The 17059-nt window shown below is 63.8% G+C and carries 25 protein-coding genes; 11 read left to right on the forward strand and 14 right to left on the reverse strand.

Annotation, left to right across the window (positions count from 1 at the left end):
• Window positions 1-295: 295 nt before the first annotated feature.
• Entirely contained in the window at window positions 296-601 is a 306-nt protein-coding gene (locus tag EN786_RS38235; protein WP_210212326.1) for a hypothetical protein, read from the reverse strand.
• Window positions 602-619: 18 nt separating this feature from the next.
• On the opposite strand from EN786_RS38235, the gene EN786_RS38240 reads away from it, so the two are divergent.
• The 3 genes from EN786_RS38240 (at window position 620) to EN786_RS04615 (ending at window position 2958) form a co-directional block, all read left to right on the forward strand.
• Complete coding sequence (locus EN786_RS38240) at window positions 620-766, forward strand: hypothetical protein (protein WP_210212327.1); 147 nt, start codon at window positions 620-622, stop codon at window positions 764-766.
• A 1363-nt stretch (window positions 767-2129) separates the two neighbouring features.
• The gene (locus EN786_RS04610) at window positions 2130-2339 is read left to right on the forward strand and encodes a hypothetical protein (RefSeq protein ID WP_127284209.1); all 210 of its coding nucleotides are present in this window, start codon (window positions 2130-2132) and stop codon (window positions 2337-2339) included.
• Between the two features lie 415 nt (window positions 2340-2754).
• Entirely contained in the window at window positions 2755-2958 is a 204-nt protein-coding gene (locus EN786_RS04615; protein ID WP_127284208.1) for a hypothetical protein, read from the forward strand.
• Between the two features lie 957 nt (window positions 2959-3915).
• Here EN786_RS04615 and EN786_RS04620 read toward each other — a convergent pair.
• Entirely contained in the window at window positions 3916-4116 is a 201-nt protein-coding gene (locus EN786_RS04620) for a CsbD family protein (RefSeq protein WP_127284206.1), read from the reverse strand.
• Between the two features lie 175 nt (window positions 4117-4291).
• Between EN786_RS04620 and EN786_RS04625 the strand changes: the two genes are divergently transcribed.
• Complete coding sequence (locus EN786_RS04625) at window positions 4292-4504, forward strand: hypothetical protein (protein WP_127311524.1); 213 nt, start codon at window positions 4292-4294, stop codon at window positions 4502-4504.
• A gap of 130 nt (window positions 4505-4634) precedes the next feature.
• Here EN786_RS04625 and EN786_RS04630 read toward each other — a convergent pair whose 3' ends face one another.
• The 3 genes from EN786_RS04630 to EN786_RS04640 form a co-directional block, all read right to left on the reverse strand.
• The gene (locus EN786_RS04630; protein WP_127311525.1) at window positions 4635-4901 is read right to left on the reverse strand and encodes a DUF2934 domain-containing protein; all 267 of its coding nucleotides are present in this window, start codon (window positions 4899-4901) and stop codon (window positions 4635-4637) included.
• Window positions 4902-5025: 124 nt separating this feature from the next.
• A complete protein-coding gene (locus EN786_RS04635) occupies window positions 5026-5235 on the reverse strand; it encodes a hypothetical protein (protein WP_127284203.1) in 210 nt (69 codons plus the stop codon).
• A 94-nt stretch (window positions 5236-5329) separates the two neighbouring features.
• On the reverse strand, window positions 5330-5629 hold the full coding sequence (locus tag EN786_RS04640; protein WP_127284202.1) for a DUF1236 domain-containing protein: 300 nt from the start codon (window positions 5627-5629) through the stop codon (window positions 5330-5332).
• Window positions 5630-5833: 204 nt separating this feature from the next.
• Here EN786_RS04640 and EN786_RS04645 point away from each other — a divergent pair, with 204 nt between their 5' ends.
• Entirely contained in the window at window positions 5834-6163 is a 330-nt protein-coding gene (locus tag EN786_RS04645) for a DUF982 domain-containing protein (protein ID WP_245478377.1), read from the forward strand.
• 17 nt (window positions 6164-6180) lie between these two features.
• Here EN786_RS04645 and EN786_RS04650 read toward each other — a convergent pair whose 3' ends face one another.
• Window positions 6181-6501 carry a hypothetical protein gene (locus EN786_RS04650; protein ID WP_127311066.1) on the reverse strand — a complete coding sequence of 107 codons (321 nt, stop codon included), beginning with the start codon at window positions 6499-6501 and terminating at the stop codon, window positions 6181-6183.
• 160 nt (window positions 6502-6661) lie between these two features.
• Between EN786_RS04650 and EN786_RS04655 the strand changes: the two genes are divergently transcribed.
• The gene (locus EN786_RS04655; protein ID WP_127311067.1) at window positions 6662-6979 is read left to right on the forward strand and encodes a hypothetical protein; all 318 of its coding nucleotides are present in this window, start codon (window positions 6662-6664) and stop codon (window positions 6977-6979) included.
• A gap of 104 nt (window positions 6980-7083) precedes the next feature.
• Here the strand turns inward: EN786_RS04655 and EN786_RS04660 are convergent, their stop codons facing one another.
• Together EN786_RS04660 and EN786_RS04665 are read right to left on the reverse strand one after the other, a co-directional pair.
• Window positions 7084-7305 (reverse strand): hypothetical protein, encoded by a 222-nt coding sequence (locus EN786_RS04660; RefSeq protein ID WP_127284199.1) that lies wholly within the window; start codon window positions 7303-7305, stop codon window positions 7084-7086.
• 218 nt (window positions 7306-7523) lie between these two features.
• Window positions 7524-7823, reverse strand: a complete 300-nt coding sequence (locus EN786_RS04665; RefSeq protein ID WP_127311068.1) for a DUF1236 domain-containing protein — start codon at window positions 7821-7823, stop codon at window positions 7524-7526.
• 225 nt (window positions 7824-8048) lie between these two features.
• On the opposite strand from EN786_RS04665, the gene EN786_RS04670 reads away from it, so the two are divergent.
• The 4 genes from EN786_RS04670 (at window position 8049) to EN786_RS04685 (ending at window position 11053) form a co-directional block, all read left to right on the forward strand.
• Window positions 8049-8804 carry a DUF1236 domain-containing protein gene (locus EN786_RS04670; RefSeq protein ID WP_127311069.1) on the forward strand — a complete coding sequence of 252 codons (756 nt, stop codon included), beginning with the start codon at window positions 8049-8051 and terminating at the stop codon, window positions 8802-8804.
• Window positions 8805-8978: 174 nt separating this feature from the next.
• Entirely contained in the window at window positions 8979-9980 is a 1002-nt protein-coding gene (locus EN786_RS04675; protein WP_127311070.1) for a diguanylate cyclase, read from the forward strand.
• A gap of 229 nt (window positions 9981-10209) precedes the next feature.
• Window positions 10210-10506: a GYD domain-containing protein gene (locus tag EN786_RS04680; protein ID WP_127284195.1), complete on the forward strand. Its 297-nt coding sequence runs from the start codon at window positions 10210-10212 to the stop codon at window positions 10504-10506.
• A 220-nt stretch (window positions 10507-10726) separates the two neighbouring features.
• Window positions 10727-11053, forward strand: a complete 327-nt coding sequence (locus EN786_RS04685) for an exopolysaccharide production repressor protein (protein WP_348627101.1) — start codon at window positions 10727-10729, stop codon at window positions 11051-11053.
• A 211-nt stretch (window positions 11054-11264) separates the two neighbouring features.
• On the opposite strand, the gene EN786_RS04690 is transcribed toward EN786_RS04685, so the two are convergent.
• The 6 genes from EN786_RS04690 to EN786_RS04715 form a co-directional block, all read right to left on the reverse strand.
• The gene (locus tag EN786_RS04690) at window positions 11265-11672 is read right to left on the reverse strand and encodes a hypothetical protein (RefSeq protein WP_127311071.1); all 408 of its coding nucleotides are present in this window, start codon (window positions 11670-11672) and stop codon (window positions 11265-11267) included.
• A 217-nt stretch (window positions 11673-11889) separates the two neighbouring features.
• The gene (locus EN786_RS04695) at window positions 11890-12726 is read right to left on the reverse strand and encodes a hypothetical protein (protein WP_127311072.1); all 837 of its coding nucleotides are present in this window, start codon (window positions 12724-12726) and stop codon (window positions 11890-11892) included.
• A gap of 297 nt (window positions 12727-13023) precedes the next feature.
• Window positions 13024-13431, reverse strand: coding sequence for a TadE/TadG family type IV pilus assembly protein (locus EN786_RS04700; protein WP_127284192.1), 408 nt, complete (start codon window positions 13429-13431; stop codon window positions 13024-13026).
• Window positions 13421-13861, reverse strand: coding sequence for a TadE/TadG family type IV pilus assembly protein (locus EN786_RS04705; protein ID WP_127284191.1), 441 nt, complete (start codon window positions 13859-13861; stop codon window positions 13421-13423). Before EN786_RS04705 ends, EN786_RS04700 begins: the two co-directional genes overlap by 11 nt.
• Window positions 13862-13866: 5 nt before the next feature.
• The gene (locus EN786_RS04710) at window positions 13867-15111 is read right to left on the reverse strand and encodes a pilus assembly protein TadG-related protein (RefSeq protein ID WP_320254381.1); all 1245 of its coding nucleotides are present in this window, start codon (window positions 15109-15111) and stop codon (window positions 13867-13869) included.
• Between the two features lie 147 nt (window positions 15112-15258).
• Window positions 15259-15495 (reverse strand): hypothetical protein, encoded by a 237-nt coding sequence (locus EN786_RS04715; protein ID WP_127284190.1) that lies wholly within the window; start codon window positions 15493-15495, stop codon window positions 15259-15261.
• Window positions 15496-15797: 302 nt separating this feature from the next.
• On the opposite strand from EN786_RS04715, the gene dinB reads away from it, so the two are divergent.
• A complete protein-coding gene (dinB, locus tag EN786_RS04720) occupies window positions 15798-17057 on the forward strand; it encodes a DNA polymerase IV (protein WP_127284189.1) in 1260 nt (419 codons plus the stop codon).
• The last annotated feature ends 2 nt before the right edge of the window (window positions 17058-17059 follow it).

Consider the following 17059-nt stretch of genomic DNA (forward strand, 5'->3'; position numbering starts at 1 on the left):
CCTACCCCGAAGCTCGTTGCCGAAAAAACCCTGGCGCGAAAAGGCGCATGCAGGCGCGTGCAGTGTCAACGGCGCGATCGGGTCAATACCTGACTTTTACTGGGTGTATTTTTGTTTGCACCGCGAATGTTGCGGCGATGCCGCGCGGATGTCTCGCTACACTGGCAAATCCCGCGCGCGCCCAATCAAGCCAAACGCATACATTCTAATATTCTTAAATTTGCCTTCAGATGACGCCGAAAGCTCGGCGCCGCCTGATCAATCCTATCTCTGCCCTACAAGCCCAAGACGGTGTTCACCCGTTGAACTTGTCCGGAAACTGTTTGGCGATGCCATCCGTCAGCATGTCGGCGAACTTCAGCATGTGGTCATGGCCTTCATCGTAGGACTTGATGTCTGCCGCCCAGTCCTTGTTCAGCCGGCCGACCACTTCGCCGGTCGTCAGTTCCAAATGCTTGTGCAGCATGTGGCGGAGATCCTTCTCGGGCCAGTTCGGATTGGCCTTGCCAAGGAACACGGCAATGTCGTCGGCATTGGCGGTCCATTTTTCCTGGGCGGCCGAGAGCTTGTCTTTGCTGCCTGATTTGGCCGCCTCGACCACCTCCGTCGCGATCTTGATATGGTCTTTGAGCAGCGCCGCCAGTTTCTTACCGGCGGCATCACCGTAATAGGGCTTTACCGCGTCGCCTATTTCATCCTGGTTCCGAAGCAGGCGCTCGCGACTTCGTCAGTGTCCTGGAGGCTCGCGAGGGCGCTGATGATGTAGTTCCGCGTATAGGTGATGTGGTCTTCCCAGAGTTTCCGCATTGCCGCTCGAACGTTCGCCGATTGCGGTTCGCCGGCGCGAGCAGGCAGGAGCGACAACGGTCCGGCGGCCGCAAGAGACACCGCAGTGAGAGAGGAAAGCAGTACTAGACGCCTGTTCATGGCCCGATCTCCGAATGTGCCAACACTCGCGCGACAGATGGGCAGCAAAACTGGGTCGATCGGCCGTTTCCGCTCCGATCGTCGGCACCCGAAGGCGAATGTTCGCTATCGGAAGATGAACATTAGCAATGACTAAAAGGTTCCGCGCCGGCGGCAAAAAAGCGACTTGTGGTGAGGCTTAGGAGATCCGTGGCCGGCCATGGTTCGCGGATGACGGAAAGAAGGCTCCGGCGCATCGCGCCGGAGCCCCATCTCATTCGACGCATCAGCCGCCACTGGGAGCCGGCGCCGGGGCCGGAGCCGCGGGCGCAGGTTCTGATGGCGCGGGGGCCGCAGGCGCCGGTGCGGATGGCGCTGGCGCGGCAGGCGCAGGCGCGGACGGCGCGGATGCCGCCGGCGCCTCGACATTGGGCGCATCGACCTTGACGTTGACGTCTTTGCTGCCGCCGCCGTTGAGGTTGATGACACCTGTGAAGAAGAGCAGAACCACGATCGCGAGTATCGCGAGAACGACCGCGACAACCGTACCACCTCCACCCGAGTTCACAACCGTTGGACCGTCAGCCATTTGCTTTTCTCCTCTCGATTGCACTGTCGAGAAAACGGGCGCGTTACGGCAACGTTCCGCACAGGGGACCTCAGTCCCGGCAGCCATGAGACTGAAGTCTCATTGCCGGGCGCAGAGGGCCGGGCCGGTTGTTTCAAGGCAACCGTGGCCTTGCCAACTCATTGGTAAGGGGACCACCGGGTACGTCCCTTCATCGGCGGTCTCCGGGTGCCCGCCATCATCGTTCCCGTGTCGGCGGGCACCCGCCCCAGGGGGGAGCCGCCATGCGCTTAGGAAACATGATAGCGGATGCGTTCGCCTTCCTGCTGTTGGCGTGTCTTGTCGGCGGCATTTTCCTGGCGTTCGGAAAGCCCTTCTGGCGTGAGCATCAGGGCCAGATGGCCGTGCCTCCCCGGGTTGGCGCATTCACGACGGCCTCGGTCGGCAAGCCCCCGAGACCTGACCTGCCGCAAACGTTCGACCTTGGCCTGGCCCCGTCAAAGCCGGGACACTCGCCCGGTCCGAGGACGGGCGTGGAATGACGCCTGCCCGGCTCTGCCGCTGAAGCCATCCCGTCGATGGGAACGGAACCTCTTCACCCGCGTATGTTAGTCGGGCCGTTGGCCCATCCGGCAATCTGGCCAGGTTTCCCGCAATGACCAAAGCATCGCTACATCTGCTGAAAGGCGCCGGTTACCTGGTCTCGACGGCGAGCGCGATCCTGCTCGCCATCGTAAGCTGGAAGAGCGCCGCGCAAAGCCCGCTGCTGGTCGCCTGCCTGCTTGGCGGTGCTGCCGCATCGATTGTCGGCATGCTCTGCCGCTGGCTTTCCTACGAAATCGAAAAGCGCCAGGAAGAAAAATAGCGCGTGGCCCGGCGGAATACCGTCGCGGCGGCCGCTAAGAGCCCGCGCCACGGAGGGACCGATGACGCGGGCCGGCCGATGTTTGCCCACCAGCCTGCGTGGGACGCCAAGCAGCGACGCCACACACAGGACCTCAACCATTCGAAACGGCTAATGTTCCGGCTGCTGAGACCACCGGGCTTGAAATGAGCAGGCGCTTCGAGAAAGGCGTGGCAGGCGCCCGTCCAGGCCGATGCGGCGCGCGGTCTTCCTGGCGCCGTCGGCTAGGCTTCTATTCCTGCAACCACCAAGTCACGACACGAGGGATGGAACGTTTCACGGCAATTCATGATTGGTGGACTCGCGCGCCCCGTCGAGCGTTTAATTCGCGACGGGCGAAGGAAGGGCAAATTCACGAAGGGAGGAATGTGGATCGATGAATTATGAATTCGAGACCAACCTATCCGACGACCAGCAGCCTTATGAAGTCACCGCTTTTGCCAAGAAGCACGGCCTGACAGTTCCGGCCGCGGATGCCGTTCTCTTCGCCAAGGGGCCATCCAGGGCGGCGTGCGACGCGGGCGCATTGGCATTCCTGTGCGCTGTCGCGCAATACGCCAGCAGACGATCTCCGCATTAGGCTCGGATGAGCGTGGCGACAACCTCGCCACGCATGCCGGCGCAGGCCTATAGAGTCGCGCAGAGCTATCTCAAACCGAGAAAGCTAAGTATCGCGATGACGATGACCACGGCTCCGACCAGCCAGATGATGTTGTTCATGACGCGCTCCTTCGCCCGAAATGGGTGCTGGAGTGACAACATCAGCGACAGCTAAAGGTTCCGACCGCAAACGTGCCGCACCCATCGAGGATCAGGCGGTGGACTGGCGGGTCTTTGCAACAAAACGGCTTGGTGATCGTTTCTCATGCGCCAGATATTCCTGGCTACTCCAGCCTTTCCCGCCGGCAGAGCCGGCGGGTTCTTTTTGCTGCCTTCGCCCGGGAATGCCATGCCGCTGCGTTTCCATGCTCTGACGTTGCAACTTCAGTCGCATCCAGCTTCGGACCATGGCCCTAAACGCGGAACGAACCCATCCAAGCGCCGTTGGTCAACACCGGCAGCTCCCGCTGGCAGCGGTTGAGCGCGGGCAAGGCTCCAGCGCACGGCGGGAGGTGCGTGGCGCTGGAGCCTTTTGAAGTCAGAGATAGGGCGCGCGTGCAATGGATGATCGTCACGACAGCGCTATGGAAGCTCGGTGGCTTCTTGCCGTGCCTGCCGGTCTTTGACTTACGTGACTGGCGATACACAGCGGCCCGACAGCCTGTTGGGGTAACTTCGACTGACCGCCGGGCCTGACCGGCTTGGGGGCTTCGGGGGCGGGCAAGCCGGCTAGGACGACACTAGTATTAGCCAGCTCGCAACATAATCCGATTGTCACTCTTTCCCCCGCTTTTGCTCCGCACGTGCCGAAGTTGGCTGCACCGACGTAGCGTGAAATCCCCGCCACATCGGGCCGGCCTTGATCGGCCTGACCAACTCCGAGCCCTGTTGCGGCCGCCTTCCAGCTCTCGATAGAGATCGCCGCGGGGCGCCGCGCTCAGTCGAGCCTTCTCGACCAGTCGTCGAGCTGCCGCTGCGCCTCTTCCTTGGCGATGCCGTAGCGCTCCTGGATCCGCCCCACGAACTGATCGCGATTGCCTTCGATGCGGTCGAGGTCATCGTCGGTCAAGTCGCCCCACTGCTCCTTGGCCTTGCCTTTGACCTGCATCCACTTTCCCTTGATCTGATCCCAGTTCATGGCTTGTCTCCTTTGTTGTCAAAGGAGAATGGACCCGGCGCGACAATGTTCCGAACGATCGGCCCACGCATGCGGACCTTCCTTGGCAACGCCATCAAATGTGATTGAAGGCAGCGCCGCGTTTGGCAATCCTGCCGGCAGCAAAGCGCAGGCGACATGCAAAGGAGGATCGGCAATGCCTCATCTTCACATGAAGGCGGTCGACGTGGTTGTCGATCTCCTTGACGCGGCCGAGTACGTCGACAAGCTCAGCGAGCAGGAACTGAGGGAACTCCTGCTCGAGGCCGCCACCGTGCTCGCCGAACTCTTGAAGCGGAATGTTCCGGCCAGCCTCGATGAGCTGGACGCAGTGGAAGGCGCTGAAGCGCCAGCCTTGGCGAGGGGCTGATCAGCCTTGCGACCACGCATGGCGGCCTGCCCTACCCTGGCAGGAAGCTGCAAAATTTGCCGGAAATCGGCCACGGCCGGCGCGCGTCCCGGCCCGGCCCATCTCTCCGACGGCGGGGCCGATCCGCCTTTCAGGCCTTGCCGGCTTTCGACTTGCTCGCCGCGGGCTTTGCGGCCTTGGTCGCGCTCTTGGTGGCAACAGTCTTGGTGGCAGCGGTCTTGGCGGGCTTCGCTGCGGCAGGCTTCTTCGGTGCAGCTTTCTTCTTCGGCTTGGCCTCGCCATCGATCTCGGCCGTCGCCTGGTCCCAGTGCTGAATATCCGCGCCCTCGGGCCGGCCGGCCTTTTCCCAGATAGCGTGTGCCCGCTGGCGAATGCGTTCCTGCCTGTCGTCCGTCACTTGTTGCCTCCGTGGTTGGGTTCCATTCCGGTGGTCCACGGTAAACACTAGCGGAAATTTGAGCCGGCGTCTTGAGCGCAGCGGAGGGGACTTGCGGCAATAACGCCTGCGCAGTGGCGCTGGCCTAGTGCGCCATGACGGCGACGCCCAGCAGGGCTGCCTTCTTGGTTATCAGCCCGGCGAGATCGGCGTCCGAGCGTTCGGTGCCGGTGCGGCGGCGCAGTTCGCCGATTGCCTCCGTCATGGAAAGCAATCCCGTTCCCCGCTCGGCCAACAGCTTGTCGCAACAGGCCGCCACATTCTCGGAGTTGGGGGTCTCGACATGCGGCAACATGGACGTGCTCCTTCCCTGCCCCAAAACCCCTCGCCCCGCCGCTTCGCGCGAAGCGGCGGGGCCGTCATGCATCAGCCGGGTGCCCCGGCCTTATTTACTCTATGACCTCAATGACCCTGCGGGTGCCGGGATCGACCAGCACGGTATGGTCGCCGACGACCGTGTATCTGTACTGGGTGTCGGGAACCTCACGCAGTTCCACCGTGTCCGGCAAGGTCGAGCCGACATTGAGCTCGACGCCGAGAAGGTTGATCGAGGCCAGCGGATGTTTGTGGACGTACTCGCGGATGACGGTGCGCTGCTCGGGCGTCACGATCACCTGATCAGCGGCGGCGGCGCCGATGCCGGCAATCATAGCCAGCCCGGCGACAGCAGTAATAAGAGCAATTTTCATCTCTGCCTCCTGTTGGTTGGTTGCGAGCTTCGCCCCGCCTCCACGGACCGGCGGAAGCGCGAGAGTTCGAATTGGCGGGCTCTCCGGGGCAAACGCCGGCACGGGGCTCTTGTTCCGCGAGCCGGCACTAATTGATCCGCCGTCGGCGTCGGAACCAGGCGGCCGTTCCAGCATTGAAGGCGAAGAGTCCAGCGGAGGTGCCTTATGATTGAAGATCTGCCTTTCGACCCGCCGATCGCCGTCGCCGTTGGCGCCGGCTTCAAACGGGACATTGCATCGCTGGCGGAGATGCAGAACTTCCTAAAAGAATGGCCGCCTGCCGAAGACACACGGCTGCAGAAGATCGCTATCAAGGCGTGCGAGGCGGCGCGGGCCGGACACGTGACCATCGAGCAGACGCGACGCGCCTTCATGGCTTTCGCCAAGGCCGCGGGCATCGTCTGGACCGGCGTCGATCCGGTGACGACGCTGCGCCGGGCCAAGGTGCGGACGATCCGCGCGGCGCGCGCGCCGCACGAGCGTCATACGCGCTGAGCCGAGCCTCCCAATCACTATTGCTTCGGCGGCTGCGGCGGCACTTCGCCGGGCTTGATCACCGGCATGTTGCCTTCCTCGGGCGCCGGCTGGGCCATGCCCTGGTCGCCGGTCGGCGGCGGCTGCAATACACCGCCGCAAGGCTTGAGCTTGCCGGTCAGGCCATTGTCGCTGCCGCTGTCGGCGGCCGGTTTCTGCTCAGCGCTGCCCTGCCCCTGCGGCTCGGCCTGGCATGGGCCGGCGGACGCTTTGGTCTGGTCGGGGTTGTCCTGCGCGGCCGCCGGACCGGCCAGCGCCATCACCAGCAGCGCGCATGGCGCAAAGGCGAAAGGTTTCATGGTCTGGCTCCTTCCTTGTCCGGGAAAGAACGCCGGGGCCGATTGGTTCCCTGGCGGACCGGGGCGCCGCGCTGCAGCCGGTCGGGCGGGAACCGGTGGCAAGGCGGCGAGTTCAACCTTCGGAACAGATTTTCAGGTGCCAGCGCCAAGGAGGCCAGTCATGGAACCGCGCAAGAGACCGAACGACGAGGTCGAACCGTCAACGGCCGACGACCGGACGCCAAACGACGAGGTGGAGGCGCCCACGCCAAGACAGCAGGATTGGGACGCGGTGAAGGGCGCGAGGATCCTTCCCGACGAAAGCCTGCCGGAAGCGGATGTGCCGGAAAGCGCCGGCATCGAGAAGGAGGGCGAGTTACCGGAAGAGGACGACGACAACCCCTACCAGGAGAGCGACGAGGCATTGCCGGACGATGCCGAGGAAGCCGCCATCAAGCGCGACCCGGCAAGGCGTGGCGGCCCCTTCGACGAGGTATGAGGCTCGCGCCGACAGGCACGAGCGCACGCTCTCGCCCGCGAGGGCGGAACGGATAGGTTGGATGCTGACAGGGTGATGCTGGACCGGCCCGCGGCCGGCGGCGGTCAGTTCGGCGCGCTGTCGCCCACCGTCTCGGCGACGAAAGAAGCGGCGATCAGGTCGTCGGCATCGATGCTTAGAGAGCCGTCGGCGCCCCCCATGATGGCCGCGACCTTCTGGAAGGTCTTCATCTCATGTTCGGTGATGCTCGCACTTCGCATCCTGGCCCGCAGGTCGGCGACACGCATCCCCAATGCCGGGGATGTTCCGATTTCGCGCTTCGACATGGTAGCTGTGCTCCGTTCCCCGACCCGTTTCTGGTTGCCGCCGATTCGTTTGCCCGATCTGCCTCGCACAGCCTGCCTATTATTGAGGCAACACGAAGTCAGACGCGGCAACGCGTGGTGAGAGGGAAAGGTTCCTGCATGTATCGGCATATATTAGTCACGAAATAATACGAGCTGGCCCGCCCGCCGCTCTGGCAAGCGGCGGGCGCCATTTCAGGTCACTGGATGATCTTTACGATCTTGCGGGTGCCCGGATCGACAAGCACGGTCTGATTGTCGACGACCACATAGCGATATTTCACGTTGGGAACTTCGCGGAGTTCAACGGTGTCGGGAAGTGCGGTGCCGATATTGAGCTCCACGCCCGGAAGCTTGACCGAAGCGAGCGGCTGCTTGTGCACATACTCCCGGATGATGGTTTCCTGCTGCGGCTCGATGATGACGTCCTGAGCGGCCGCGGCGCCCATGCCGGCGAGCAGCAACAGGCCTGCGGCAGCTGTCTTGAGATGCAGTCTCATGATCGTCTCCTGTCTTTACCGACGACCTCCTCCACCACGCGCACAATGCCGTCCGCAGCCGGGCCGCCTCGGTCGTTAACGCCACCGCACAGGCCTTGTTCCTGGATTTTTTTGACTGGGTGGCCGATCCGATTTGGTCATGGAATCCCGCCCAATTTGCTTCGGAACAAAGGCTCCGAGCCGAAGTTACCCCAACGAAGGGACGACACTTCGAGGAGAGTTCTTATGAAACATATTCTGATGACCAGCATGCTCGCGCTCGGTGTCGGCTGTGGCGCCGCGATGGCGCAGGCACAGGCGCCGGCCGAGGTCCAGCCAAGCGGTGACAACAATTGCGCCGCCGGCACCGCCGATTGCCAGAAGGGCGGCAAGGCAGGCGAGCAGGCCCAGGGCAAGGCCAAGATGAAGACCGACGAGCAGGCGCAGGGCAAGGCCAAGGCGAAGACCGACGAACAGGCGCAGGGCAAGGCCGGCGCCACCACCGACGAGCAAGCCCAGGGCAAGGCCACGGTGAAGACCGACGAACAGGCGCAGGGCAAGGCCGGCGCCACCACCGACGAGCAGGCCCAGGGCAAGGCCAAGGTGAAGACCGACGAGCAGGCGCAGGGCAAGGCCGGCGCCACCACCAACCAGCAGGCCCAGGGCAAGGCCACGGTGAAGACCGACGAACAGGCGCAGGGCAAGACATCGACGCAGCCGGATCAGGGCTCGACCGCGTCCATCACCAACGTGACGGTCGAACAGAAGACCGAGATCACCAACGTGATCCGCGAGACGAAGATCACGCCGGTTGACCGGGTCGATTTCGACATCTCCGTCGGCATCGAAGTGCCGCGGCACAAGGTGCGGCTGCATCGCCTGCCGCCGCGCATCGTCAAGATCGTTCCGGCCTACGAGACCTACGAGTATTTCGTGCTGGCCGACGGCAGGATCGTCATCGTCGATCCGGACACGCTGAAGATCGTCATCATCCTGACCTGACGTTCACGAGCGTCACCAGGCCCGCCGCGCCGTATGGCATGGCGGGCCTCTCTCGTTCGCGATGCAGGAAACCGGCACAAGAGGGCCGCGACCGGCAGCGCGTTAATCCGGCGGCAATCCTTTCATATTAGCGTCACTGAATATTCCGGGGATTGCTGAGGGGGTCAGCGGCCGATGGCGATGGCATCACGTGGCGCGGCGGGCGCATTGGAAGCAAGCGTGCCGGCAAGCCCCGGCACGGCGGGCCTCGCCGAAGCGATCGGCCGGATGGCGCAGCTGGTCGAGCATTCGCGCGAACGGATCCGGTTGCTGGAGGCAGTGATCGAGAATTTCCCTGGCGGCGTCTCGCTGTTCGACCAGGACCTCAACATGGTCATCTGCAACCAACGGCAGCGGACCTTGCTCGACTATCCGGACGACCTCTTCGCCAACGGCTATCCGTCGATGGAGATGCTGTTTCGCTTCAACGCCGAGCGCGGCGAATACGGGCCGGGCGAAGTCGAGTTGCATGTCGCGCGCCGGCTGGCGCTGGTCAGGCAGCGCGAGGCGCATGTCTACGAGCGGACCCGCCCGAACGGGACCATCGTCGAGGTGCGCGGCATGCCGATCGATGGCGGCGGCTTCGTCACCACCTATTTCGACGTTACCGAGCAGCGCCGCGACCAGGCGACGATCGCCCACATGGCACATCACGACGCGCTGACCGACCTGCCCAACCGCATGCTGTTTTCCGACCGGCTGCACAGCGCGGTGGCGCTCGCCAGGCGCGGCGCGCTGATGGCCGTGCACTATCTCGACCTCGACAAGTTCAAGCCGGTCAATGACGGCTTCGGCCACAAGGCCGGCGACAGGCTTCTGATCGACGTCGCCGCACGGCTACGCGGCGCGGTGCGCGACCACGATACGGTGGCGCGGCTTGGCGGCGACGAGTTCGCGATCGTGCAGACAGGCATCGCTGAAAAGACGGATGCGGCCGCTCTTGCATCGCGCATCATCGACCGCTTCCGGGAACCGTTCACGGTCGCCGGCACCCCGTTCGTCCTCGGGCTCAGCGTCGGCATCGCGCTGGCGCCCGGCGATGGCGTGACGAGCGACGACCTGCTGCAGAAGGCGGACATGGCACTCTACCGCAGCAAGTCCGGCGGACGCGGAACATTCCATTTCTTCGAGGCCTAGACCCGCGGACTCCAGGGAAAACGGCTTTCCCAAATATTCGCCGGTGCTAATATGCCGCCGCGCGGGGAGAACACCCAATCTTCGCGTGGAGTGCCGGCAGAGTCTCCGTAAGCTGCCTCGGCCGGCATTCCTTCTCGCGTGCCGCCTGAACGGCACGATCTCGTCGGGAGAAACAACGGCCGCGGCGGAGACGCTTCCGCACGCCCCCCGACCGCGATGGGAGGAAATCATGTCGCATTACGTCATACTTGTGAACTTCACCGAGCAGGGCGCCAAATCCATCAAGGACACGGTGAAACGGGCCGAAGCATTCAAGTCGATGGCCGCCGATAGCGGAGTGAAGGTGAATTCGCTGCTGTGGACCCTTGGCCAGCACGACGTGGTAGCGGCCGTCGAGGCCAATGACGACATCGCGGCTACGGCCCTCAGCCTCTCCGTGGCATCGCTTGGCAATGTGCGCACGCAGACGTTGAAAGCCTTCGACGCCGCAGACATGGCGAAGATCATCGGCAAGATGGCGGTCTGACTGCAAGGGTGCCCGGCGATGCGTCACGCCGGGCACGCCAAAGGCGGCGCGCCTCAAATGCCGGTGCAGCAACCAAGACAACTCTTGCGCCGGGCGGCTCAAGGTCCTAAGTCCTAAGACATAGGTCGCATACAACTGGCCGAAAGGCAGAACAGAGCGCGGCACTGGTGCCAACTTGCGACCATGCGTGAAAGGTGCAACGCTCGAATAGGGTAGAGACATGGGCGGGCATTCCGGACCGCAACAAGATCCGGAGCGTTCGATCGGGCAAATGTATTTTCCGCAGTTTCTTGTGGGAATGTCGGCAACAATTCTCGTGGTCCTTGGCTGGACCTACGCGGACACGGGATCGTTGTGGCAAGCGCTGGGCTGGACATTTGTCGCCGCCCTGGTGCTGCAGGTGGGCTACTTCATCGCCGTGCTGCTCATCATCTACGGCCGCGCCTCGTCGGCCGCCAAGACCACCGAAAGTTCGCTGCCCGCCAAGGTGCCCGGACCGTTCGAGCGCGACGGCATCATCCACACCTTCCTGTCGCGACTGCTGTAACCGGCGATTGGCGAAAGCCTGAGACAGGCTCTTCTCCCGTGGGGAGATGGTCGGCAGACCAGAGGGGCGCTGTCCCGCCGGCCTGTCAGCAACTGTCCGGATCATTGAAGCTGATTGTGCAGGGGGCGGATCACGCCGAAGCTGGTGATCGTTCGCCCCTCTGTCCTGCCGGACATCTCCCCCACAAGGGGGGAGATTGGCAGTTTCGCCCTCAGCGAGGCGCCGACTGCAGGCCGGAGGCCGACGGCACCGGCTCGGGCGAGAACACCACAACGGCGAAGAGCAGGATGGCCGCGGCGACGATCAACGAGCCGCCGGCGACGATCGGCTCCAGTGCCGGGTTGCCGTGCAGCAGCAGGTAGAGCGCAGGCAGCATGATCACTAGGCCGAGCGTATAGAGACCGTAGTGGATCATCGCGATGCGCCGCGCCGCCTTGGCTGGATTGAGCGCGTAGTAGCCGCCGAATATCGCCGAGGTGACCCAGCCCAGCAGATTGATGTGGGCATGCGCGGGGAACGCGCCATGGTCACCCGATATGGCCATTTCCAGGCCGGCGGCGACGCCCAGAATGAGAAACACGATGGCTGTCTTGAAGAAGAGCTCCGAAACCCGTGGCATGTTCTTGTCCTCCCAATGCCTTTGAACCCCTAGACGCAGGAGATTACATTGGGAAGCGAAGATTTGCCATGCCGAACATGGGGTTAGCGGTGGTTTTCCCCGTCGGGATGAACGGAAGCGGGTAGTGAATAGGGAATTGGGTAGCAAGCGGTATACGGACGGGGCTGGCGGCATGCCGCCAGCCCCTACTATTTGCTACTCACTCGTCCCTACTCACTCATTCCGCCGTCTCGGTTTCCGTTTCCTCATCGGCCGGGTCGGTGGTCGTGTCGTCGGTCGTCGCCGCGGCGGCGTCCTGCTCCGCCAGCTTGGCGGCTACCTGGTCGATCTTGTCGTCGAGCACGCCCGTGGCCCATTCTGTGACCTCGTCGTCGACCGGCTTGTTAGCCATCTCGGCAAGCGCATCGTCGAGCGATGGGACGTCGGCAACGGCTTCGTCGGCCTTGGCCTGGGCATCGATGACCGCCTGGTTGGCGTCGTCGAGCGCGGCCTGCGCTGCATCGAGTTCGTCCTGGGTCGGGACCTCGTCGGGCGGAGTGGTCGGGTCGGCCGCCTTTGCATTCAGCGCGTCGAGTGCGGCCTGGGCGTCGATGACTGCCTGATTGGCGGCTTCGACCGCGGCCTGGGCGTTCTGGGCATTCGCGGAGGCCATCACATAGGCCTGCACTGCGGCGAAGTTCTTGCTCTTGGAGTTCATGTAAGCGTTGATGTTGCGCTGCAGAGAGTTGAGCCGGCCGAGCTTGGCGTGGAGGTTCTTCTCCTTGGGCGTGGCCGCGACTTCGACGTCATCGACGGTGACCGTCGCTGACTTCTTGCCCGACTTCGCCGACGCCGACTTGCCATGCGTGCTCTTGCCGGATTTGCTCTGGCCGGAATTGCCGTGCGTGCCGCTCTTGCCGGAATTGCCGCCGCCACTATTGCCATGGCTGCCGCCGCTATTGCCATGGCTGCCGCCATTGCCGTTGCCGCCGCCATTGCCGTTGCCGGCCAACGCGGGAGTGGCCAGGAGAGCGAACGCGGCCACCGCCGCCAACAGGGTTTTTCGGGTTGTCATAGTACCTCCTCGGGGATTCGCCACCTCGCCTACCCGCTATAACGCCGTCGTATGCAAATTTGCTAATTCGAAGAAGTAAACTTTAGACAAATATAGTAGCGATGCGCGACCGACGCGCCGGGTGACACAGATAAGATACTGAAATCAAAGACGATTATCGCGGACAGATGCCGGCTGAGCCCTTTGGGCCGCAGAAGCCCTATACTGATCAGACCTTAGTCCTAACTGATCGGGAGACGCAGTTACGCCAGCAACATCTTGCAGAACATCAAGTGAAACCTTTTGGCGGCAAGATGCTCAGCTTGCAACCAAGGGTACAGTGACTGTCGTTGCGTAACTGATCGGATACTGGTCGAAATACGGGAACTCGATGACGAAGGCATAGCTGGCGGTCAGATGCGCCATCTTGAAGCCGCCGCTGGCCGGATCGGTCGCTATCGTCACGACGACGTTCTTCAGGCCCAGCGCCAGCAGTTTCTGCGTGGCGATCGCCTGTATCTGGCTCTGCGTTAGCGTGTTGTTGAGCTGCAAGGCACGGGCCGAGGTTTCCAGCGTGTAGCGGACGGTCGAAGTGGCATTGAACGACCAGCCGAACGCGAAGATCCCGAACAGCAGCATCACCAGGAACGGCGCGATCAGCGCAAATTCCAGCCCGGCGCCGCCGGACCGGTCGCGGCGCCATCTGGCGATCCGTTCAGCGGACACGGATGACCTCCTGATGGGTCATCACGCGCGGATCCGGAAAGACGCCGAAATTGAACGGCGGCACCCAGGTGCCGGTGGCCGAGATCTGGACGAAGACATTCGGCAGCTTGGTACCGCCGCAGATCGTGGTCTCATCCACCACCGTGGTGCCGCATTTGTAGGATCTGACCAGCACGACCGCCGCATCTTCAGGCTTGTTGTTCCAGCTCGACAGCGCGACCGCCTGCGTTCCCGTGTCGTTGGTCGCGCCGGCCATCACCAGATTGGCCGCGGTTTTGACGCCAGCGCGCATCTGCAGGTAACTCGACACGTAGGACCAGCCGTCGGCGATGCCGAGGCAGACGAAGCACAGGATGGGCAGCACCATGGCAAATTCCACGGCGGCTATCCCGGCCTTGTCCCGGAAAATGCGCAGGGTCCGCCCAACCATGCGCGCTACTCGACGAGCTGAACGGACTGCGTCGCCGGAATGTCCTTCATCCCGAGACTGGTGCAGTCCTGCTTGATGGTCGTGCTGCCCGACCATTGGATGGTGTCGGCGACGACCTGGGTGCAGCCGCCGCTGCCGGAGAAGTTGCCGAGGTAGTTGACCTGCTGCTTGGGGAAATAGATGGCGCCGGTCAAGAGCGACGTCGCCGTGCCGTTGAAGGTGCTCTGCGCCGCGGTCCCCGTCCTGTCGCCATAGAACAGCATGCCGGAATAGGTACCTGAGGTCGGCGCGCTCAGCGTCACCGTGGCGGTGCCGTTCATGCTGACGGTGTTGCTGCCCGCCATGAAGATGGTTACCCCGCTGCCGGCGACGACTGCGTTTGCGTTGATCTTCATACCGCCCTGCACGACATAGACGCCGGGCTGCAGCGTTACGTTGCCCTTGAGATCCATGCCGCTGCAATAAGTGCCAGGCTGAAGCGTTTGCGACGTCTTGTTGCCGTTGACGTTCTTGCACGGGTTGCTCGCCGCGGGCGTCGGCAGGCTGGAGAACGGATCGGATGCGGGCAGGGCCTGGGTGAGGTTGGAACTGCAGGTCGTGGTCACCGGATTGTTCAGCACCATGCCGCCGACCGTGATCAGGCAGTCGGCCTTGAGCGTCGCCGATCCCTGCGTCCTGATGGCGTCCGCAGCAACCGAGTCCGACATGACGGAGCAGCCGGTGAGGTTGACGGTGGTGTTGCCGGAAAAGAGCGCAGCCTGGACCGCCGAAGGACTGAGCGCCAGCACGCAGGCCTTCGAGGCGTCGGTGATGCGCGCCACCGCCCTCGCCTGCTGCGGAACCGGGGTGCTGTTGAAAATGGCCGTGAAGTAGCGATCGAGGTTGTGCTTGACGATGACCTCAACCGCCTTCTTGGCGGTGTTCGGGCCGGACAATGGCGGCGTGTTGACCTCTATCGTGCCCGGCGCGACAAAGTCGTTCGAGGTCGCCGACTGCGTGGCGGCGGCGACGATGGTCGGGTTGTCGGAACCCGCGATCTTCTCGAGCGCGCCGGCATAGGCCGCGGCATCGGCCACCGCCTGCAGCTTCAGGCTGCTGTAGTACCAGAGCGAGGTCTCGACACCGAGGCCAGCGCCACCGACGACGACCGGTAAGGCGAATGCGAAGATGACGGCGACGTTGCCGCCCGCGCCGCTGGCTCCCAGCAGGCGGCGAAAGTTCCCCATGAAAAAACGGGTGCGCGATGCCATGCTTCCATATGAGCAAGCATGCATAAACGAATGGCTAAGATTTTCGCTCGACTTGTCACTTGCCGGGCCTGAAAGCCCAATTTTTCAATAAGTTGTGATGGACGCCACCCCCGAGCGGCGCCCAACATATAGCAGCGTATATCGGACTTACGGCGCCCTGAGGATGTCAGCGCCAGGCTGCTCGTCGAACAGCACAGCGCAACCGCGCTCGAGCGCCACGGCCGACAGTTCGTTCGCCGCCACCTCGTCCGGCGAGATGAAATCGCCGGTCAGCACACGCAGTTCCTCCACCGCCCGTGCCATCGACACGAGCCGCCCGGCGGCCCTTCCGGTGGCGCAAGCATCGACGATATAGACGAGGTCCGTGATCTCGAACTGGCCCATGTCAGGCCTCCCGCAAACGGCGTCCCTACCACGCAGTAACGCCGTCGGCCGGACGATGTTCCTGCCTCTCGGCATCGACCTTGGTCGATGCTGCACGTGCGCTCCCGACGCGTGCTCGACGTGGCAAAAAACGAGATTCCGGCTGGATCCCGCATCCTTGTGACAGGTCGCAGATCCCACCGTCGTCGGCGGTCCGATGCCGCTTGACAAGAGACCCCGTTTGTTCTCTTTTTGTTCGAGAACAATTCCTTCGAACAGATGTTGCTAATGCTGCAACGCCGCAAGGTGAATTGGCGCCACGGATGACGCAAAGTCAGGCGACAGCGGCCACCATCCTGCATGCCGATCTCGACGCCTTCTATGCCTCGGTCGAGCAGCTGCTCGACCCGTCGCTCAGGGGCAAGCCTATCGCCGTCGGCGGCGGCGTGGTGCTTGCGGCTTCCTATGAGGCCAAGGTTTTTGGCGTTCGCGGCGGCATGCCCGGCCGCAAGGCGCGCGAACTCTGCCCGCACCTGATCTTCGTCGGCGGCCGCTTCAGCGAGTACCAGCGGCTCGGCGACGCGGCGATCAAGGTGCTCGACGATTTCACGCCGCTGGTCGAACGCATCTCGATCGACGAGGCCTTCGCCGACGTCGCCGGCTGCACGCATCTGTTCGGACCGCCCGACGAGATCGCCCGCGCCATCCGGCGGCGGGTGAAGGCCGAGCTCGGCCTGCCAATCTCGATCGGCGTCGCGCGCACCAAGCACTTGGCCAAGATCGCCTCGCAGGTCGCAAAACCCGACGGGCTGGTGGTGGTCGAGCCCGGCACGGAGATCGCCTTCCTGCACGACCTGCCGGTATCGCTGATGTGGGGCGTCGGCCCGGCGACCCGGGCGCGGCTCGCCGAGATCGGCGTCGAGACCATCGGGCAATTGGCGCGCAGCCATGGCGGCGCGCTGAAACGCCTGCTTGGCCCGGCCGCCGGCGAGAAGCTCGCCGCCCTCGCCTGGAACCGCGACCCGCGCCGGCTGGAGACGCACCGGCGGGCACACTCGGCCGGCGCGCAGTCGGCGCTTGGCCGCAAGCCGGCGGAGGCGCGGGTGTTCGTGCCGACGCTGCTGCATCTCGCCGATCGTGTGGCGAGCCGCCTGCGCGCTAAGGCGCGGCCCGGCCGCACGGTTACGGTGCGAGTGCGCTTCGCCGACATGCGCGCCGTTACCCGCTCCGTGACGCTGGAGCAGCCGATCCAGGCAACAGCGATGCTGGCCGAGATCGCCGAAGAGCTGGTGCGCGGCGTGCTCGCCGCCAACCGGCATGAGCGGGAAATCTCCCTGCTCGCGATCTCCGTCTCGCATCTGGAGGAAAGTGCGGAGCTGCAGCTCGAACTGCCGCTCGGGCTTGCCGACGAGAGACTGAAGCCCGGCAGCCGCAAGGGCCTCGCCCGCTTCGGCGCCGACCGCGCGATAGACAGGATCCGCCAGCGTTTCGGCAAGGAGGCGGTCGGCTACGGCGCGGCGGCGCTGGAGGCGGCGCGCTCGGTGCCGGATGAGTTCCGCGAACTGGCGGAGAAGGAGCTGTAGTT

The sequence above is a fragment of the Mesorhizobium sp. M4B.F.Ca.ET.143.01.1.1 genome (genome assembly GCF_004792275.1).
Classification (GTDB): Bacteria; Pseudomonadota; Alphaproteobacteria; order Rhizobiales; family Rhizobiaceae; genus Mesorhizobium; species Mesorhizobium abyssinicae.

Excerpts from the sequence above, each read along its gene's own strand:
- EN786_RS38240 (WP_210212327.1), top strand. The coding sequence starts at position 620 with ATGGTCTTTGAGCAGCGCCGCCAGTTTCTTACCGGCGGCATCACCGTA.
- EN786_RS04610 (WP_127284209.1), top strand. The coding sequence starts at position 2,130 with ATGACCAAAGCATCGCTACATCTGCTGAAAGGCGCCGGTTACCTGGTC.
- EN786_RS04615 (WP_127284208.1), top strand. The coding sequence starts at position 2,755 with ATGAATTATGAATTCGAGACCAACCTATCCGACGACCAGCAGCCTTAT.
- EN786_RS04620 (WP_127284206.1), bottom strand. The coding sequence starts at position 4,116 with ATGAACTGGGATCAGATCAAGGGAAAGTGGATGCAGGTCAAAGGCAAG.
- EN786_RS04625 (WP_127311524.1), top strand. The coding sequence starts at position 4,292 with ATGCCTCATCTTCACATGAAGGCGGTCGACGTGGTTGTCGATCTCCTT.
- EN786_RS04635 (WP_127284203.1), bottom strand. The coding sequence starts at position 5,235 with ATGTTGCCGCATGTCGAGACCCCCAACTCCGAGAATGTGGCGGCCTGT.
- EN786_RS04640 (WP_127284202.1), bottom strand. The coding sequence starts at position 5,629 with ATGAAAATTGCTCTTATTACTGCTGTCGCCGGGCTGGCTATGATTGCC.
- EN786_RS04645 (WP_245478377.1), top strand. The coding sequence starts at position 5,834 with ATGATTGAAGATCTGCCTTTCGACCCGCCGATCGCCGTCGCCGTTGGC.
- EN786_RS04650 (WP_127311066.1), bottom strand. The coding sequence starts at position 6,501 with ATGAAACCTTTCGCCTTTGCGCCATGCGCGCTGCTGGTGATGGCGCTG.
- EN786_RS04655 (WP_127311067.1), top strand. The coding sequence starts at position 6,662 with ATGGAACCGCGCAAGAGACCGAACGACGAGGTCGAACCGTCAACGGCC.
- EN786_RS04660 (WP_127284199.1), bottom strand. The coding sequence starts at position 7,305 with ATGTCGAAGCGCGAAATCGGAACATCCCCGGCATTGGGGATGCGTGTC.
- EN786_RS04665 (WP_127311068.1), bottom strand. The coding sequence starts at position 7,823 with ATGAGACTGCATCTCAAGACAGCTGCCGCAGGCCTGTTGCTGCTCGCC.
- EN786_RS04670 (WP_127311069.1), top strand. The coding sequence starts at position 8,049 with ATGAAACATATTCTGATGACCAGCATGCTCGCGCTCGGTGTCGGCTGT.
- EN786_RS04675 (WP_127311070.1), top strand. The coding sequence starts at position 8,979 with ATGGCGATGGCATCACGTGGCGCGGCGGGCGCATTGGAAGCAAGCGTG.
- EN786_RS04680 (WP_127284195.1), top strand. The coding sequence starts at position 10,210 with ATGTCGCATTACGTCATACTTGTGAACTTCACCGAGCAGGGCGCCAAA.
- EN786_RS04685 (WP_348627101.1), top strand. The coding sequence starts at position 10,727 with ATGGGCGGGCATTCCGGACCGCAACAAGATCCGGAGCGTTCGATCGGG.
- EN786_RS04690 (WP_127311071.1), bottom strand. The coding sequence starts at position 11,672 with ATGCCACGGGTTTCGGAGCTCTTCTTCAAGACAGCCATCGTGTTTCTC.
- EN786_RS04695 (WP_127311072.1), bottom strand. The coding sequence starts at position 12,726 with ATGACAACCCGAAAAACCCTGTTGGCGGCGGTGGCCGCGTTCGCTCTC.
- EN786_RS04705 (WP_127284191.1), bottom strand. The coding sequence starts at position 13,861 with ATGGTTGGGCGGACCCTGCGCATTTTCCGGGACAAGGCCGGGATAGCC.
- EN786_RS04710 (WP_320254381.1), bottom strand. The coding sequence starts at position 15,111 with ATGGCATCGCGCACCCGTTTTTTCATGGGGAACTTTCGCCGCCTGCTG.
- EN786_RS04715 (WP_127284190.1), bottom strand. The coding sequence starts at position 15,495 with ATGGGCCAGTTCGAGATCACGGACCTCGTCTATATCGTCGATGCTTGC.
- dinB (WP_127284189.1), top strand. The coding sequence starts at position 15,798 with ATGACGCAAAGTCAGGCGACAGCGGCCACCATCCTGCATGCCGATCTC.